The organism is Corynebacterium sp. KPL2861 (genome assembly GCF_040225475.1).
Taxonomy (GTDB): domain Bacteria; phylum Actinomycetota; class Actinomycetes; order Mycobacteriales; family Mycobacteriaceae; genus Corynebacterium.
This window is the reverse complement of record NZ_JBEHFW010000012.1, coordinates 41,387-59,126: the sequence shown is the minus strand read 5'-3', so window position 1 is coordinate 59,126 and position 17,740 is coordinate 41,387. Positions and strand designations below refer to the sequence as shown.

Sequence of the window (17,740 nt, the reverse complement as noted above, 5' to 3'; positions counted from 1 at the left end):
AACGCCGCACCATCCTCCGACGACTCCGACTCCGACGACGACAAGTCCGAAGAAAAGGAAGAAACCAAGTCCGAAGATAAGAAGGAAGAGCCTAAGTCTGACGAGAAGAAGGAAGACAAGGCCCAGCCTGCCAAGGAGGAGAAGAAGGAAGAGCCGAAGCAGGATTCTTCCCTGAACACCTCCACCAAGGTCAACAACGGCGATAACGTTCCATACGTGACCCCGTTGGTGCGCAAGCTGGCTGATAAGCACGGCGTAGACCTCAGCTCCATTGAAGGCACCGGTGTGGGCGGACGCATCCGCAAGCAGGACGTCCTTGCAGCTGCTGGTGAGGGCGATGCGAAGGCATCGGCAGGCGAAGATAAGAAGACTGCTGACTCCCCACGCGCACGCTGGTCCACCAAGTCCGTGGATCCGGAAAAGCAGGAGCTTATCGGTACCACCAAGAAGGTCAACCGCATCCGCGAAATCACCGCTACCAAGATGGTGGAAGCGCTGCAGATTTCCGCACAGCTTACCCACGTACAGGAAGTCGATATGACTCCTATCTGGGACATGCGCAAGAAGAGCAAGCAGGCGTTCATTGATAAGTATGGCGCCAACCTGTCCTTCCTGCCGTTCATCGTGAAGGCCACCACGGAGGCTTTGGTCTCCCACCCGAACGTGAACGCCTCCTATGACCCGGAAACCAAGGAGATGACCTACCACGAGGATGTCAACGTCGCCATCGCCGTAGACACCCCGAAGGGTCTGCTCACCCCGGTCATCCACAAGGCACAGAACCTGTCCTTGCCGGAAATCGCGCAGCAAATTGCAGAGCTGGCTGATAAGGCCCGCAATAACAAGCTGAAGCCAAATGACCTGACCGGTGCCACCTTCACCGTGACCAATATCGGTTCCGAGGGCGCCCTGCTCGATACCCCGATCCTGGTTCCGCCACAGGCCGGAATCCTGGGTACCGCGGCTATCCAGAAGCGCGCTGTGGTGGTCAACGAGAATGGCCAGGATGCCATCGCCATCCGCCAAATGTGCTTCCTGCCCTTCACCTATGACCACCAGGTCATCGATGGTGCGGATGCAGGCCGCTTCATCACCACCATCAAGGACCGCCTGGAGACTGCAGACTTCGAGGCTGACCTCGATATCTAAAAGCAGTTAGCTAACTGGCATACCTCCCGTTCCTTCTACTCGAAGGGGCGGGAGGTTTTGTCATGCCTGGGGTACCGCGCGGGGGTGTAGCGCGTGAACCTCCGCCACAAATATCAGACGAATTTTATCCCGGCACTACAAGACATATTTCACTAATTGGGAGGTAAGCAGGCTACAACACATTTTCATCGGAGAGTTACTGCATAAAAGTTTCTCAAGGGCGCTGTTTTTACCGGTTATTAAACATATACTTAGGGGCGGTTAAGACCATTGCACCCGATGAAGGAGACCTCACAGATGGATTTCATCTCCCGCCACCTAGGGCCGGATTCTTCCGAGCAGGCCGCCATGCTCGGCACGGTGGGCTACGACAGCGTGCAGGCGCTTGTCGATGCCGCCATCCCGCCCAAGATCCGCGCTACGGAACTTCCCCACCTGCCAGAAGCACTTTCTGAAGACGGGGCACAGGCCGCTTTGCGGGAGTTCGCCAATCAAAACACTGTGCTGAAGCCCTTCTATGGCCAGGGCTATTCGGACACCCTGACCCCCGCCGTCATCCGCCGCGGCCTACTTGAGGATGCCGGCTGGTATACCGCGTACACCCCCTACCAGCCTGAAATTTCCCAGGGCCGCTTGGAAGCCTTGCTCAACTTTCAGACCATGATCGAGTCTCTGACAGGTCTGCCCATCGCGAACGCTTCCTTGTTGGATGAGGCTTCCGCTACCGCAGAGGCGGTCGGTTTGATGTCTCGCGCGGTGAAGAAGGGCCGCCGCGTCGTGCTGGACTCCCGCCTCCACCCACAGGTGCTCACCGTTGCCGCTGAACGCGCCCGCGCGATTGACCTCGAGGTAGAGATCGTCGACCTGCGCGAGGGCTTGGTGGGCGAAGACCTCATCGGTGCCGTCATCGCTTACACCGGCACCGAAGGCGAGATTTTCGATCCTTCTGCTGTGATTGAAGAGCTGCACACCCGCGGCGCGCTGGCCTCCGTAGTCACTGACCCGCTGTCCCTGCTGCTCCTAGAAGGCCCCGGAAACTTGGGCGCCGATATCGTTTTGGGCTCGTCCCAGCGCTTTGGTGTACCCCTCTTCTTCGGTGGCCCGCACGCTGCCTACATGGCGGTAACGGATAAGCTCAAGCGCCAGATGCCGGGCCGCATCGTCGGTGTCTCCAAGGATGCAGATGGCCGCCCGGCCTACCGCTTGGCGCTACAAACCCGCGAGCAGCACATCCGCCGCGAGCGCGCGACCTCCAATATTTGTACTGCCCAGGCACTTTTGGCCAATGTGGCCTCGATGTATGCCGTCTACCATGGGCCGAAGGGACTCAAGGACATCGCCGAGCGCGTGCACAGCTTGTCCTCCTCCTTCGCCCAGTCCATCGTGGATGCTGGTTTGGAGATTACATCGCAGCACTTCTTCGATACCGTCACCGTCTGCGGTGTTGACGCCCAGAAGATCAAGGCCGATCTGCAGGATGCGGGCTACTTGGTGCGCGCAATCGGAACCGACAAGGTATCCGTATCCTTCGGTGAATCCGCTACGCAGCGCGATGTCGCACACTTGGCAGAGGCCTTCGGCGCCACCCCGGCTGAAGCAAACTTTGACCTGCCGGAGAACCTGCAGCGTGCCGAGGAACCGCTAGAGCACGAGATTTTCCACTCCATCCATTCTGAGACCCAGATGCTGCGCTACCTGCGCAAGCTCGCGGACAAGGACTTGGCGCTGGACCGCTCCATGATTCCGCTGGGCTCGTGCACCATGAAGCTCAACCCCACCGCGGCCATGGAGCCCATCTCCTGGCCAGAATTCGCGGGCATCCACCCGTATGCCCCAGAAGAAACCACGGCGGGCTGGCGCGCGTTGGTGGAAGAGATCGAAGGCTGGCTCGCCGAGCTTACCGGCTATGCCAAGGTCTCCATCCAGCCGAATGCCGGCTCCCAGGGCGAGTTGGCGGGTCTACTGGCCATTCGCCGCTACCACGTGGCCAATGGCGATAATGAGCGCGATGTCGTGCTCATCCCGGCCTCCGCGCACGGCACCAACGCCGCTTCTGCCACCCTGGCTAACCTGCGCGTCGCCGTGGTCAAGACCGCCGAGGACGGCTCCATTGACGTCGCGGACTTGGAAGAAAAGATCGAAAAGCACGGCAACCACATCGCCGGCATCATGGTTACCTACCCCTCCACCCACGGCGTCTTCGACCCCGAGGTGCGCGATGTGTGCGATAAGGTGCACGCGGTCGGCGGCCAAGTCTACATCGATGGCGCCAACATGAACGCGCTGACCGGCTGGGCGCGCCCAGGCGATTTCGGCGGCGATGTCTCCCACCTCAACCTGCACAAGACCTTCACCATTCCGCACGGTGGCGGCGGCCCGGGCGTTGGCCCGGTGGCTGTGGCAGAACACCTCATCCCTTTCCTACCCAGCGATGCCGCATCCCCTGAGCTTGATGCCACCGCGGAAACCCCTGTTGGCCAGGGCGTTCCCATTACCGGCAGCAAGTACGGCTCCGCCGGCGTCCTGCCCATTTCCTGGGCTTACCTGGCCATGACCGGTGCCGAGGGCCTCGCCGCCGCATCCGGCCACGCAGTATTGGGCGCTAACTACCTGGCGGCCTCGCTCAACGAATACTTCCCCGTCCTCTACACCGGCAACGAGGGCTTGGTGGCACACGAGTGCATCATCGATTTGCGCGAGCTTACCGATGCCTCCGGGGTCACCGCCGCCGATGTGGCCAAGCGCCTCATTGACTTCGGCTTCCACGCCCCCACCCTGGCCTTCCCTGTGGCCGGCACCTTGATGATTGAGCCCACCGAGTCTGAGGACAAGGGCGAGCTGGATCGCTTCATCGAAGCCATGCGCACCATCCGCGCCGAAATCCAGGAGATCATCGACGGTGAGGTGGCCTACGAGGACTCCGTTATCCACCACGCACCGTTTACGGCTGAGTCGGTGGCTACCGATAACTGGGAGTACTCCTTCGGCCGCGACAAGGCCGCGTGGCCGGTCAAATCCCTATTGCATAGCTACAAGTATTTCCCACCGGTTCGCCGCCTCGATGAGGCCTACGGCGACCGCAACCTGGTGTGCAGCTGCCCGCCGCCAGAAGCATTCGAGATCGACGATTCCGAGGAGTAACAATGACCGAACTTCTAACCTCCCCGCTCAATGCCAAGCACGAGGAACTCGGCGCTACCTTCACGGCCTTTGGGCCGTGGAATATGCCGCTGAAGTACAACAGCGAGCTGGAAGAACACCGCGCCGTTCGCAACAGCGCAGGCCTGTTTGATCTCTCCCACATGGGTGAAATCTGGGTCAATGGACCCGACGCCGGCAAGTTCTTGTCCTACTCCTTCATCTCTAACCTAGATTCGCTGAAGGTGGGCAAGGCCAAGTACTCCATGATCACCGCTGAAGACGGCGGCATCATCGATGACCTGATTTCCTATCGCTTCGAGGATGACAAGTTCCTCGTCGTGCCCAACGCCGGCAATGCCGATACCGTCTGGGATGAGCTCAATAAGCGCTCCGAGGGCTTCGACGTAGAGCTCAAGAACGAGTCCCGCGACGTTGCCATGATCGCCGTGCAGGGCCCCAAGGCCGCCGAAATCCTCGTCCCGCTGGTAGAGGACAATAAGCAAGAAGCCGTCTACGAACTGGGCTACTACGCCGCCACGATGGGCAAGGTGGCACGCACCTTCGCCATCATCGCACGCACCGGTTATACCGGCGAGGATGGCTTCGAGCTCATCGTCTACAACTCCGATGCCCCGCAGTTGTGGGAAGAATTGCTCAAGGCGGGCGCGGAATATGACATCAAGCCGTGCGGCCTAGCCGCGCGCGATTCCCTGCGCTTGGAGGCTGGCATGCCGCTCTACGGCAACGAGCTCTCCCGCGATATCACCCCGGTAGAGGCGGGCATGTCGCGCGCCTTTGCCAAGAAAGAAGCTGACTTCGTGGGCGCAGACGTCATCCGCAAGCGTGCCGAGGAAGGCCCACAGGTCGTTATCTCCGGGCTCACCTCGGATCAGCGCCGCGCGGCGCGTGCCGGCGCCGAGGTCTACCTCAATGACACCAAGGTCGGCACCGTCACCTCGGGTCAGCCCTCCCCCACGCTTGGCCACCCAGTGGCCATTGCGCTGCTTGATACCAGCGCGGAGCTCGAACCGGGCACCGCGGTGGAGGTAGAAATCCGCGGCAAACGTTATCCTTTTGAGGTAACCGCGTTGCCGTTCTACAAGCGCGACAAGTAAGCCACCCACACACCCTAAAATCTCAGCCCGAAAGGACTACATACCATGTCTAACCTGCCCCAAGACTTTTCCTACTCCGAAGACCACGAATGGATTAACGCCGCCAAGGACGCCGTAGAAGGCAAGACCGTTCGCATCGGCATCACCTCCGTTGCCGCAGACCGCCTGGGCGAGGTCGTCTTTGCAGAACTGCCAGAGGTAGGCGATACCGTCACCGCCGGTGATTCTTGTGGCGAGGTCGAATCCACCAAGTCCGTATCCGACCTGTTTTCCCCGGTCACCGGCACCGTGAAGGCCGTCAACGATGCCGTACACGATGACTACGCCGTCATCAACAACGACCCCTTCGGCGAAGGCTGGCTCATCGAAGTCGAGGTGGATGAAGCAGGCGAGCTCATGGAGGCAGAGGAATACGCCTCCGCGAACGGCCTCGACTAAAGGCGTCTAATTCGAGACCCCCTCGAGCATAAAATTGGCGGGAGGATGCTATGGCATTCTCCCGCTTTACTTTTCCTCGCTTTGCTTTTCCCTACCAAAGAAGACGACACTAGAGATTATGACTGCACCACGCGATCCTTTCTTTCCCGCTGAACGCTCCATTCGCGCCTCGGACAACCCCCTTGAAATACGCCATTTGGGCCGCATGGATTACCAAGAGGCGTGGGATTATCAGGCGGAAGTGGCGGCTGCGCGCGCGCAGGGCACGCAGGACGATGTGGTCTTAGTAGTCGAACACCCCAATATCTACACCGCGGGCAAGCGCACGCAGCCTGAGGACATGCCGGATAACGATCTGCCGGTCATCACCGTGGACCGCGGTGGGCGCATTACCTGGCACGGCGAAGGGCAGTTGGTGCTCTACCCCATCATCAAGCTGGCAGAGCCTGTCGATGTCGTCGATTATGTCCGCCGCCTCGAGGAGGCCACCATCCAGGCCGTACGGGAGTTGGGCGTGACGACCGCAGGTCGCATCGACGGCCGCTCCGGGGTGTGGGTGCCTTCTACCACCCAGGCAAAAGATCCTTCAGCCTCGCAGCGCGATCGCAAGATCGCCGCGCTGGGAATCCGCATCACCCGCGGGGTTACCATGCACGGCTTGGCACTCAACTGCAGCAATACGCTGGAGTATTACGATCACATCGTGGCCTGTGGCATCGATGATGCAGATATCACCACGCTCTCGCTGGAACTCGGCCGCGAGGTCACGATGGAAGAGGCCGCACAGCCACTCTTGCAGGCGCTTGATGATGCCCTCTCGGGCCGCCTCATCGTTGCCGATCACAGTTTCGGTTCCGCACCCGATCCCACAAAGCTTGCGAATGAGAAGGCGCGAAAGCGGCGTCGGCAAGCGCAGGCTTAAGCCCCCATGGCCCTAGTTTGGGGCTAGCGTGGAATAGTTGTGCGCCCGCGCGCCTTATACCAAGAAGAGCTATTAGCCATCACCATCTTTGATCGATAAAGTGAGTATTTGTGACTGTAAAGCCTGAAGGACGCAAGATGCTCCGCATTGAGAAGAAAAATGCGGAGTCGCCCATCGAACAAAAGCCGCGGTGGATCCGCAACCAGGTTCGCACCGGACCGGGCTACGAGGACATGAAATCCCGCGTGGCCGGCGCTTCCCTGCACACCGTCTGCCAAGAAGCCGGGTGTCCGAATATCCACGAATGCTGGGAATCCCGCGAGGCAACCTTCCTCATCGGCGGCGATAAGTGCACGCGCCGTTGCGACTTCTGCGATATCGCTACCGGCAAGCCGGAGCCGCTCGACCGCGACGAGCCGCGCCGCGTGGCCGAAAACATCCAGGAAATGGACCTCAACTACACCACCATTACCGGTGTGACCCGCGATGACCTCCCGGATGAGGGCGCATGGCTGTATGCGGAGATCGTGCGCAAGATCCACGAGCTCAACCCGCACACCGGCGTAGAGAACCTCACCCCAGATTTCTCTGGCAAGCCGGACCTGCTCGAAGAGGTCTTCGAGGCGCAGCCCGAGGTCTTCGCCCACAACCTGGAGACCGTGCCGCGCATCTTCAAGCGCATCCGCCCGGCCTTCCGCTACGAGCGCTCCCTCGATGTTATCCGCCAGGCCCACGACTACGGCCTTATTACCAAGTCCAACCTGATTTTGGGCATGGGCGAGACCGAGGACGAGGTCGAGGAAGCATTGCGCGACCTGCGCGAGGCTGGCTGCGACATCATCACCATCACCCAGTACCTGCGCCCCGGCCCGCGCTTCCACCCCATCGAGCGCTGGGTGCGCCCGGAGGAATTCGTGGCTCACTCCAAGCTGGCTAAGGAACTGGGCTTCGGCGGCGTCATGTCCGGCCCGCTGGTTCGCTCTTCCTACCGCGCCGGCCGCCTGTACGTGCAGGCCATGGAAAAGCGCGGCCTGGAGCTGCCGGAGAACCTCAAGCACCTTAAGGAGACCTCCCAGGGCGCTACCGCTCAAGAGGCATCCACCTTGCTGGATAAGTACGGTCCTTCGGAAGAAACCCCGGTAACCACCCGCATGGCCAAGACTCCGGCCAATGCTAATTCGGTCGCGGCAACCGTGCGCTAAAATCCCGGAATATTCTTACTCGGCCCTCGCCATCTGCGGGGGCCGTTTAACATTTTTGTCACCTGACCCTTAAAGTAGGAACTATGGCGAAAGATGACAAAGCAGCCATGAAAGCTGCCAAGAAGCAAGAACGCGCGGCCAAGCGCCAAAAGCGTAAGCAAACCTGGTCACAGTTGTGGCAGGCCTTCAATTTGCAACGCAAGCAGGATAAGGCGCTCATCCCTATCATGCTGGCCGCCTTCCTCGGCGTCGGCCTTTTGTTCTTCCTCATTGGTACGCTCTTTAACGGTCAATGGTTCATGCTGATTATCGGCCTGGGCTTGGGCGCGCTTTTGGCGATGTTCCTTTTTACCCGCCGCCTAGAACGCGATATGTACAAGCGCGTCGAAGACCAACCCGGCGCCGCCGGTTGGGCCTTGGAGCAGCAGCTGCGCAATACCGTCGGCATCGTATGGTCCGTAAAATCTGGCATCGCCGCTACCCGCCAGCAGGACCTTATCCACAGGGTCATCGGTAATGCGGGCGTCATCTTCGTGTGCGAGGGCAATAAGAACCGCCTTCGCCCCTCCCTTAACCAGCTAAAGAAACGCGTGGACAAGATTGCCGGCGGCGTGCCGGTCTATGAGGTCTACGTCGGCACCGGCGAGGACGAGGTGCCGGTTTCCAAGCTGCGCAACCACCTCATGAAGCTGCCGCGCAACTACAATAAGAACGCTACCTACGAAAATATCCGCCGCATTGAGGCCATGGACTCCATGCTGGGAACAATGCCCGGCATGCCTAAGGGCCCAATGCCGCAACAGGCGCAGAACATGTCCGGTATGAACCGCCGCATGCGCCGCGCGCAACAGCGCAAAGGCAAGGGCTAAATACTGCTTTAGCCACTCACCCCGGCTAGGCTTTCGGCTCTCGCCTTGCTCTTAAGCAGAAACAGTCCCTGCAACCACCCGATTGGGAAAGGTTGCAGGGACTGTCGTGGTTTTCGTAATTTTACGGTGCGCGGGACTTATCCCCGCGCGCCGCTAAGAGTTAATAACGATGGTGCCAGTTGCGCGGTCGTGCATGCCGCGGCCGTCCGCGTCCACCATGGCGGCGGGAAAGATGACGCCGGTAAGCAACGTGCGCACTGCCGCGCGCCACAGGCCCACCTGCGCGCCAGGCACATCTAGGCGGGCCACGCCCATGCCGAGGATGAGCATGCCCGGGGTGCGTGCGAATAGCCAGCCGCACACGATGCCCATTAACGCCCAGAGCGCGTAGCCTAAAAAGGATACGCCTCCGAGCTGCGTGGTGAACATGTGGATGAGATTGGCCAGCAGCATGCAAATGATCCAGTCAATGGCTACGGCGCCTGCGCGGCGGCCTACCGACGCCATGGACCCAGGCCCAGATTCCGGCAAGCCCAAGTTTTCACCTGGCCACCGGCCGGGGGTTCCTGCATCGTCATATTCGCCCGGAATATTGGGCCCATCGAGCCACGTGCGCTTGTCTGCCATGCTCACCAATTTAGTTGCCCCTCACCCAGAAGTGAAACGAGGCCAATGGCCATGCCGGGTGGATAAAACTAGTAGGCTATAGGCAGATAATTCATCGGCCAACAAACAGGAGGCAATCTTGTCTTTCGAGACAGTGCAGGACATCGTCCAATTTATTCAGGATGAGGACGTAAAGTTCGTGGATGTCCGCTTTACGGACGTCCCCGGCACCGAGCACCACTTTTCCATCCCTGCCAGCGAATTTACTGAAGAAGATGCCGAAAATGGCTTGGCCTTTGATGGTTCTTCGATTCGTGGTTTTACCACCATCGAAGAATCCGATATGACGCTGCTGCCGGATCCGGCCACCGCGCATATCGATCCCTTCCGTTCGGCGAAGACCCTGAATATCAAGTTCTTCGTCCACGATCCCTTTACCTTTGAGCCTTTTACCCGTGACTCGCGCAATATTGCCCGCAAGGCCGAGGAATACTTGCAGTCCACGGGCATCGCCGATACCTGTAACTTCGGCGCCGAGGCCGAGTTCTACCTCTTCGATTCCGTGCGCTATGGCACCGATATGCAGCACGGTTTCTATGAGGTGGACTCCAATGAAGGCTGGTGGAACCGCGATAACGAGACCAACCTGGACGGCACTCCCAATACCGGATACAAGACCCGCGTGAAGGGTGGCTACTTCCCCACCCCGCCGTACGATAAGCACAGCGAGGTCCGCGATGACATCGTGGCCAACCTGCAAGAGGTCGGCTTCCAGATCGAGCGCTTCCACCACGAGGTGGGCGCGGCTCAAAACGAGATCAACTACCGCTTCAACTCCTTGCTGCACGCCGGCGATGACATTCAGACCTTCAAGTACGTGGTCAAGCGCACCGCCCAGGAGTGGGGCAAGGCCGCGACCTTCATGCCTAAGCCGCTGGCTGGCGATAATGGTTCCGGCATGCACGCCCACATGTCCCTGTGGAAGGACGGCGAGCCACTCTTCCACGATGAGGCTGGCTACGCAGGGCTTTCCGATATCGCCCGCTACTTCATCGGCGGTATCCTGCACCACGCCGGCGCCGTGCTCGCCTTTACCAACCCAACGCTGAATTCCTACCACCGCTTGGTTCCTGGCTTCGAGGCGCCGATCAACCTGGTGTACTCCCAGCGCAACCGTTCGGCCGCGATCCGCATCCCGATTACTGGTTCCAACCCGAAGGCTAAGCGCATCGAGTTCCGCGCACCGGACCCATCCAGCAACCCATACCTGGCCTTTGCCGCCATGATGATGGCCGGTGTGGATGGCGTGAAGAACCGCATCGAGCCGCACGCCCCAGTGGATAAGGACCTCTATGAGCTGCCGCCAGCAGAGGCCGAGTCCATCCCGCAGGCACCAACCTCCCTGGAGGCTTCCCTGGAGGCGCTGAAGGAAGACATGGACTTCCTGACCGAGGGCGATGTCTTTACCGAGGATCTCCTCGAGACCTACATCAACTACAAATACGAAAACGAGATCAACCCCGCGCGCCTGCGTCCCACCCCGCAGGAGTTCGAGCTCTACTTCGATTGCTAAGCCGTCACTGCAAGTTCTCAGCTTGCATTTTCTACAAGGCAGCCACCTAACCAATGCTTAGGTGGCTGCTTTCTTTTGCTTGCGGTGGCACTGCTAGGTATATCCGAGAGCTTCGCCATAATCGCTGCCCACTTTGAGGATGGACGCTCTCCAGCGCACGCATGAGGGTTTTCACCAAATTAAAAGCGGCTCAGTCTAAGTAAGAAGCTCTAGATGAAATTAGAATCTAGGTAGTGACTGATAAATTCCGCCAACTTCCCCCTCCTGGTCCTGCCTGGGCCGGCAGCCTCATGGGCACCTCCATCGTCTCGCGCATGTTGGTTGAAGAAGACATGCTCGTTGCCGCAGGTGTATTTGCGGCACTCGCATGCGCCATCTTCGTCGTGCTGACTGCCGGTTACGCCCGCTACCGCAGTCCGCGATTTGAGCGGACCACCATGGCGGAATGGTCCATGTTTTTCATCGGCGTCCTCGCGCTTGGTGCGGCACTATCCGGGTTAACGGATAACGGGGTATTTCGCCTCGTCGGTTTTTGGATCGGCGGCCCCGTCACCGTTATCACGTGGGGCATTCAGCTCACCCGCTTCGATGGAGAGCCGCGTTTTACCTGGGGTCTCCCCTTGGTAGGACCGATGATTTCAGCATCGGTAGCCGGGTGGCTGGCCCGCGATTACGGGCAGATTTACCACATCATGGGCACAGCACTCTTCGCCATGTCCTTGCTGACAGCAGTCCCGGTATTTGCCTACGTCTACTGGGCGGCCTGGCACGGCACGGTGGATTTTAGTGGTGGAAAATCCGCTACCGCGTGGGTGCCGCTAGGCGTGGTAGGGCAATCCACCACCGCAATGCAGATCCTGTACCCCGGCAGTATCTCCGTGTACTACGGTCTTATTGCCCTTGCTATTGCCATCCCGCTTTCGCTTTATGCGATGGTGACTTTTTATCCGCAAGCAGCCCGCTGGGTTCCCTACTCCCCTGCGTGGTGGGCGTGCACCTTCCCGCCTGGCACCGTGAGCATGGGCGGGCACCAAACGGCATTGGTCAATGGTTCAGAATGGCTTGACGTTATCGCGCTGAGCATTCCCCTGCTCCTTATCGCGCACTGGTGCCTGTGCTCAGCGCGTTTCTTAGGCTGGATCTGGGAGGGCCGCACGCGCAAAGAACTGACTCACTAGGAGGTGTCTTCCCTCGTCTATCATCGAGCCATGAGCCCTTCGCCTATTACCTTCATCGCCTGGGATGCCGCGGACCTTGACGGGGTGCGTGAGGTGCTCGCCGGCTTGCGGCGCGACGGAATCTTTTTATACCGAGCAGGCCTAGCGCTTGAAACCTCCTGGCTTGGCGAGGGCGCCCAGGATTTCTATGGCACTGCCTGGGAATGGGGTCCAGAAAATTGCGAGCTATTTTTTGAGCTCGCGCGGCGGGGAAAGCTGCTGATGACTATCGATGCCACGGTCATCTGCTGCGGATCCGATATAGACGCGGCGGATGCTCAGGAGTGCATCGCTCAGGAGCTGGTCGTAGCGAAGAGCGCGGATGAGCTCAAGCAACTACTCATCGGCGCGGAGGAAACGCGCTAGAGCCCGGGCTGCTCGCTGCGCTTCATCCAGCCCATGCGGGGAGAAAACCCCTGCGGGTGCTTGAGGTGCGCCACGGCATCCGCGACCATCAGGCGATGGCGGCGCGACACGCTATCCGGGAGGTGGGCCACCGAAAACCACTGCGCTTCGGTGTTTTCTTCATCGCTAATGACGGGCTCGGCGCCGTCGGCGACAGATAGGCGCAGCGCGGTGCCCATGAACATGCATTCATCGCCATTGGGATAGGTCACTGGGCCGGACTGGCCAACGCCAAGGAGCGCTTCCACCTTGGCATCGAGGCCTACCTCTTCCTTGACCTCGCGCAAGGCGGTGGTCGTAATCTCCTCGCCAGGCTCACAAATGCCTTCCACAGGGGTCCACACGGCATTATCCGCGCGCTTGACCAGAAGTACGGACGGCACCTCCCACAGGGCCGCACCGGTTGGTACATCGCGGAGAATGATGGAGCTGCACGCGGGGACGAAGAGCTGATCGTGGCCGATGGATTCACGCAGCTTCACAATATAATCAGGCGTTGGCATACCACCTAGCGTAGCCAATCTTGGCTGGTCTTATGCCACGGGGCCGAGGACCTTTAGCGCCAGTTCTTGGATATCCGGTGCGGTGGTAAAGGCCACGTCGATGTTCTGTTCCGTATCTTCGCAGCTGTGTCCCTCATCCAAGGGCTCGGTGATTCCAGAGACCAGCCCCACGATGGTCTGCCGGCCATCCACATCGCCGTAAACGGGCCCGCCGGAATCCCCGACCGCGCTGCACATCTCTGCCAGGGCGGCGTTGGAATCGTGTTCTAGCCCCTGATAATTCAGTTGCGTGGAATCCACCGCGTTTTTCACGTTCCCACAGGTCACGATGGTGGAACTGCCCAGCTTGCATACCGCATCCGGCAGCTTGTCCAGCTGCGTCGCTACGGTGGTGGCTACCTCGCCTGGGGTGTAGTAGTCCGCGTCGCGGTACAGCTCGATGAAGGCAACGTCCAAGTGATTAGTCTCCTCGGCAAAGAAATCCGAATAGATCACCTCGCCTACCGGATCGGCTGGGTATACAAAATCGCCCTCTTGGGTTCCGGCCCAGACCTTATCGCCAGGTTTGCCGCAATGGGAGGCCGTCACGGCGATGGTGCGGCCATCGGCAAGCGCGAAGGACCACGCCGCCGTGCAGGACTGGAAGTTAAAGTACTCGCCCGGCTGTGGGTCGCTCGTGGTTAAGTTCAGCGCGGCGCCTGGGGGCACCGGCACCACCGCGGGCTCATAAAACTCGTTCGGCGGCGCCGGCGGTGGCGTGTCGGTGGATTGCGCAACCACCCCATCCTGCTGCTGGGTGGCATCGGTGCTACACGATGCCACCATAAACAGCCCTGCTGCTGCCAGCAGACTACTGGCTATCCGTACCCGCGTCACCTGCAGAGTCCTTGTCCTGTTCTTCCTTATCCGCCTCTGCTTGTGCTTTTAAGTCGCGGATGAATTTTTCCGGATCGAATTCGGTATAGTGCTCCGGCCCTGCGAAGTTTTCTAATGCCATGTGTTTGCTACACCTCCGTGTTCTTGATGCTCGAGGTAATAAAGTCCTTGACCGCTGCGGCATCGTTGGGCAGATCCGCCACGTGGCGCTCCGCGTTCAAGATGTCAGCAAACCGCTCCGGTGGCTGCGGCGCGCTCCCGATGGCCTCGGTGATGGTTTCGCTGAACTTTACCGGCAGTGCCGTCTCCAAGCAGACGATAGGCGTCGTCACGCCCTCTTTTTGGGCCGCACGCGCCACCTTGATGCCATCGGCCGTGTGCGGATCCGCCAGGTAACCATAACGCTCGTTCACGTCCTTGATGGTGGCGAGGCGGTCTTCATGGGTGGAGGAACCGGACAAGAAACCGTAGTCTTCACGCGCGGCCGTAATGAGATCTTCTTCAAGGTTAAACCCGCCTTCTTTGACCTTGGTGCCAAAGAGATCCGCAACGCGGGTGACATCGCGGCCTAAAAGATCAAAGGCGAAGCGCTCGAAGTTGGAGGCGCGGGAAATATCCATAGACGGCGACGAGGTGGCCATGGTTTCCGCGGCCGGACGCGGGCGGTAGTTGCCGGTGCGGAAGAACTCATCCAATACGTTATTCTCGTTCGTCGCCACGATGAGGCGATCGATGGGAAGGCCCATGCTGCGCGCGATATGCCCGGCGCAGATATCGCCAAAGTTACCGGTGGGAACGCTAAAGGATACCTTTTGTTCGTTATTATCGGTGACCTTGATCCAGCAGGAAATATAGTAAACCACTTGGGCCAACAGGCGGGCCCAGTTAATGGAGTTGACCGCGCCGATGCGGTAGTTGGCCTTAAATTCCGCATCGCTGGAGACGGCCTTTACCACGTCCTGGCAATCATCAAAGACACCGTCGAGAGCGATATTGAAGATATTCGGATCATCCAGGCCAAACATTTGGGCCTGCTGGAAGGCGGTCATGCGCCCAGCCGGAGTCAACATGAAAACGCGGATGCCATCGCGCCCGCGCATGGCGTACTCAGCAGAAGAGCCGGTATCGCCAGAGGTAGCGCCCAAAATATTCAGCGTCTCCCCGCGGCGGGCGAGCTCGTATTCAAAAAGCTCGCCCAAAAGCTGCATGGCCATGTCTTTAAATGCAGCGGTGGGGCCCTCGGAAAGGTGGCCTATAAAGAGGTCATCGCCAAGCTCAGTGACTGGGACGATCTCAGGGGAGGCAAACTTCGGGCTGGTATATGCTCGGGCGGCGATTTTATCCAGATCTTCCTCTGGAATATCATCGATAAACAGCTTGATTACCTCAGCCGCAAGGGCGGCATAGCCGTCAGTTTTGACCACTGTGCGCCACGTATCCAGCGTGGCGGAGTCCAGTTGCGGGTAGGTTTCAGGCAGGTATAGGCCACCATCGGGCGCTAGCCCTCCTAAGAGGATATCCGTAAAGGATGCGGGCTGGCCGGTGGTATCACGGGTCGAAATATACTTCACAAGATGAATCCTAGTAGTTAACGCGTAAGGTATCAGCCATGTCGCAGCCAAATCCAAGAGAAGTTATCACAACCCAGGCGTTAATGATTTGGGTCGCGGCCATGGCGGTCTATCTCGTAGCCATTACCGGGCGGTCTTCCTTCGGCGTAGCCGGCCTCGATGCCATCGAGCGCTTCGGCGTCGATGCCGGGCGCATCGCGGTATTTACCTCCGTGCAATTGGGCGTCTATGCCATCGCACAAATCCCCACCGGCATGCTGATCGATAAATTTGGCCCCCGCATCCTGCTCGTCGTGGGCGCGGTCATTATGGGCGTCGGCCAGGTCATACTCGGCTTTACCAGCAATTACGGGGTAGCCATCTTCGCGCGCGTGCTCATCGGCGCCGGCGATGCCACGGGATTCTTATCGGTAATGCGCATCCTGCCCTACTGGTTCCCGCTGCACCGCACACCGATGTTTACCCAGGTGACCTCCTCCATTGGCCAGATGGGCCAATTCATTTCCGCCGTCCCCTTCCTCTGGTTGCTCGGAACGGCGGGATGGACGGCAGCATTCGTAACCTTGGGAGCAGTAGGCATCCTCGTCGCCATTGCCGCCGCCGTCGCGGTCGCTGACTCCCCAGAGAAGCTCGGGGTTATTCCGCTGGAGAAGGAACCGCCCAATTCCCAGGGCAGCAGCATCGGCGCGCGCTTAAAGGCGGTCTTTACCTCGCCCATCGCCTGGCAAGCATACTTTATCCACTACAGCGGCATGTTGCCGCTGATTGTCTTTGTCATGCTGTGGGGCATGCCCATGATGACCCAAGGCATGGAGCTATCCAAGGGCAAGGCCAGCCTCGTACTCACCCTCTTGGCCGTATTTTTGGTTCTGGTCGGACCCTTGCACGGCCGGATTTCCTCCCGCGCGCAGAATATCCGCCCCTGGGTCGCGCTCGGGTTCGTAAGCCTGCACGTACTGACCTGGGTACTATTCTTCGCCTTCGGCACCGGCGGGGGTCTGGCGGCGATCACCGCGGTCTCCTTTATCCTCGCGCTGTGCACGCCGACGTCGAATTATGGCTTCGACATCATCCGCGAGAACATGGACCGCTCTGTCGTCGCTACCGCTACCGGCCTGGGCAATATGGGCGGGTTTACCTCCGGCATGTTGGGCGCGCAGTTATTTGGCATGGTCTTGGACCACTCTGCCGATGCCCCCAATTACTCCATGCCCGATTTCACCTCCGCTTCACTTGCCGTCCTAGCCGTATGGCTGTGCGGCATGGCTGGTGTCGTCATCACCCACATCCTGCGCCGACGCGGCGGCTACGCGGGTCCATCAGTGAGGATCGTGGAGGTAACCTAACGCTGCTTATTCGGTCCTTCGGCCTCATCGACAGCCGCTATCTCCGTGGCTTCCGTCTCTTCTTCCGCTTCTTCTGCCTTTGGGTCCAAGATAAAGTTGATGGTTCCCTCTGGATCCGCGAGGAACTCCTTGGTCGCTGCCACGGCTTCGGCCTCATCAAAGGAAATGCGCTGGAAGCCGGTGTCATTTAATTCCACGATATCGGCATTGGGGCAGCCCAGCAGGATCGGTGAATGCGTGGCGATAAATACCTGCGCGCCGCGGTCAACGGCTTGGGCGATTTCAGCGATCAGCGCCAATTGCCGGACAACGGATAAACCCGATTCTGGCTCGTCAAAGATATATACCCCCGCGCCGTCAACACGCTCATAGAGCACATCGAAAACGGACTCGCCGTGGGAGCGGGCCTGCACGTCCACCTGGGAGGGCAGGATGGAACGCCCGCCGGATTCCTCGGGGGATTGCTCGCGCGAAAGGAGGTATTCATGGGTTTCCGCGCGCAAAAAATAGGCCCGCTGAATGAGTCCCGTGCCCTCGCAGACCACCGGGCTTAACGGCAAGATTGCTTCCGGATCCCCCATCCGGCCACCCTTGGGAGAACACCCAAGATCCGTTGCCATGGCGGCCAGCAGGCTGGATTTTCCTATGCCGTTATCACCGACGAAAATCGTCACCGGGCGGGTAAAGGAAAAGCGCCTTAAATCTGCCAGGTAATCAAAGACAGGCAGGCTACGGCGATAATCCCGCGGCATGGATTTCAGGCGAACGGCATCAACCAACATGCCTGGCACTTTAGCAGCTGCGGCG

General features: G+C 59.6%; 17 protein-coding genes. 11 read left to right on the top strand and 6 right to left on the bottom strand.

Annotation, left to right across the window (positions count from 1 at the left end; all coding sequences use genetic code 11):
• The 7 genes from sucB to ABRP84_RS10035 form a co-directional block, all read left to right on the top strand.
• Positions 1-1,149: 2-oxoglutarate dehydrogenase, E2 component, dihydrolipoamide succinyltransferase (gene sucB / locus ABRP84_RS10065; RefSeq protein WP_349853625.1), on the top strand; the 1,149-nt coding region annotated here is incomplete at its 5' end.
• 297 nt (positions 1,150-1,446) lie between these two features.
• Positions 1,447-4,290: an aminomethyl-transferring glycine dehydrogenase gene (gene gcvP / locus ABRP84_RS10060; RefSeq protein WP_023023151.1), complete on the top strand. Its 2,844-nt coding sequence runs from the start codon at positions 1,447-1,449 to the stop codon at positions 4,288-4,290.
• A gap of 2 nt (positions 4,291-4,292) precedes the next feature.
• On the top strand, positions 4,293-5,405 hold the full coding sequence (gene gcvT / locus ABRP84_RS10055) for a glycine cleavage system aminomethyltransferase GcvT (protein ID WP_023023153.1): 1,113 nt from the start codon (positions 4,293-4,295) through the stop codon (positions 5,403-5,405).
• Between the two features lie 45 nt (positions 5,406-5,450).
• A complete protein-coding gene (gene gcvH, locus ABRP84_RS10050) occupies positions 5,451-5,843 on the top strand; it encodes a glycine cleavage system protein GcvH (protein ID WP_023023155.1) in 393 nt (130 codons plus the stop codon).
• Positions 5,844-5,961: 118 nt separating this feature from the next.
• Positions 5,962-6,765 carry a lipoyl(octanoyl) transferase LipB gene (gene lipB / locus ABRP84_RS10045; protein ID WP_023023157.1) on the top strand — a complete coding sequence of 268 codons (804 nt, stop codon included), beginning with the start codon at positions 5,962-5,964 and terminating at the stop codon, positions 6,763-6,765.
• Positions 6,766-6,902: 137 nt separating this feature from the next.
• Positions 6,903-7,967: a lipoyl synthase gene (gene lipA, locus ABRP84_RS10040; protein WP_023023160.1), complete on the top strand. Its 1,065-nt coding sequence runs from the start codon at positions 6,903-6,905 to the stop codon at positions 7,965-7,967.
• Positions 7,968-8,050: 83 nt separating this feature from the next.
• Positions 8,051-8,836 (top strand): DUF4191 domain-containing protein, encoded by a 786-nt coding sequence (locus ABRP84_RS10035; RefSeq protein ID WP_349853623.1) that lies wholly within the window; start codon positions 8,051-8,053, stop codon positions 8,834-8,836.
• Between the two features lie 153 nt (positions 8,837-8,989).
• On the opposite strand, the gene ABRP84_RS10030 is transcribed toward ABRP84_RS10035, so the two are convergent.
• A complete protein-coding gene (locus tag ABRP84_RS10030) occupies positions 8,990-9,463 on the bottom strand; it encodes an RDD family protein (RefSeq protein WP_023023164.1) in 474 nt (157 codons plus the stop codon).
• A gap of 118 nt (positions 9,464-9,581) precedes the next feature.
• On the opposite strand from ABRP84_RS10030, the gene glnA reads away from it, so the two are divergent.
• The 3 genes from glnA to ABRP84_RS10015 all read left to right on the top strand — a co-directional run bounded on the left by glnA (position 9,582) and on the right by ABRP84_RS10015 (position 12,598).
• Entirely contained in the window at positions 9,582-11,015 is a 1,434-nt protein-coding gene (gene glnA / locus ABRP84_RS10025; RefSeq protein ID WP_023023166.1) for a type I glutamate--ammonia ligase, read from the top strand.
• A 233-nt stretch (positions 11,016-11,248) separates the two neighbouring features.
• Complete coding sequence (locus ABRP84_RS10020; RefSeq protein WP_349853621.1) at positions 11,249-12,193, top strand: TDT family transporter; 945 nt, start codon at positions 11,249-11,251, stop codon at positions 12,191-12,193.
• A 30-nt stretch (positions 12,194-12,223) separates the two neighbouring features.
• Entirely contained in the window at positions 12,224-12,598 is a 375-nt protein-coding gene (locus tag ABRP84_RS10015; protein WP_349853619.1) for a hypothetical protein, read from the top strand.
• Here the strand turns inward: ABRP84_RS10015 and ABRP84_RS10010 are convergent.
• From ABRP84_RS10010 to thrC, 4 genes are read right to left on the bottom strand one after another with little or no spacing between them, the layout of a single operon-like run.
• Positions 12,595-13,140, bottom strand: coding sequence for an NUDIX hydrolase (locus ABRP84_RS10010; RefSeq protein ID WP_349853618.1), 546 nt, complete (start codon positions 13,138-13,140; stop codon positions 12,595-12,597). The two genes, ABRP84_RS10015 and ABRP84_RS10010, sit on opposite strands and share 4 nt — an antisense overlap.
• 30 nt (positions 13,141-13,170) lie before the next feature.
• Entirely contained in the window at positions 13,171-13,965 is a 795-nt protein-coding gene (locus tag ABRP84_RS10005; RefSeq protein WP_349853617.1) for a trypsin-like serine protease, read from the bottom strand.
• 25 nt (positions 13,966-13,990) lie between these two features.
• Positions 13,991-14,137 carry a hypothetical protein gene (locus tag ABRP84_RS10000; protein WP_005278279.1) on the bottom strand — a complete coding sequence of 49 codons (147 nt, stop codon included), beginning with the start codon at positions 14,135-14,137 and terminating at the stop codon, positions 13,991-13,993.
• A 7-nt stretch (positions 14,138-14,144) separates the two neighbouring features.
• On the bottom strand, positions 14,145-15,587 hold the full coding sequence (gene thrC / locus ABRP84_RS09995) for a threonine synthase (protein ID WP_239269727.1): 1,443 nt from the start codon (positions 15,585-15,587) through the stop codon (positions 14,145-14,147).
• 38 nt (positions 15,588-15,625) lie between these two features.
• Between thrC and ABRP84_RS09990 the strand changes: the two genes are divergently transcribed.
• On the top strand, positions 15,626-16,933 hold the full coding sequence (locus ABRP84_RS09990) for an MFS transporter (protein WP_349853615.1): 1,308 nt from the start codon (positions 15,626-15,628) through the stop codon (positions 16,931-16,933).
• On the opposite strand, the gene ABRP84_RS09985 is transcribed toward ABRP84_RS09990, so the two are convergent.
• Complete coding sequence (locus ABRP84_RS09985; RefSeq protein ID WP_349853613.1) at positions 16,930-17,715, bottom strand: AAA family ATPase; 786 nt, start codon at positions 17,713-17,715, stop codon at positions 16,930-16,932. The genes ABRP84_RS09990 and ABRP84_RS09985 overlap by 4 nt on opposite strands.
• Between the last annotated feature and the right edge of the window lie 25 nt (positions 17,716-17,740).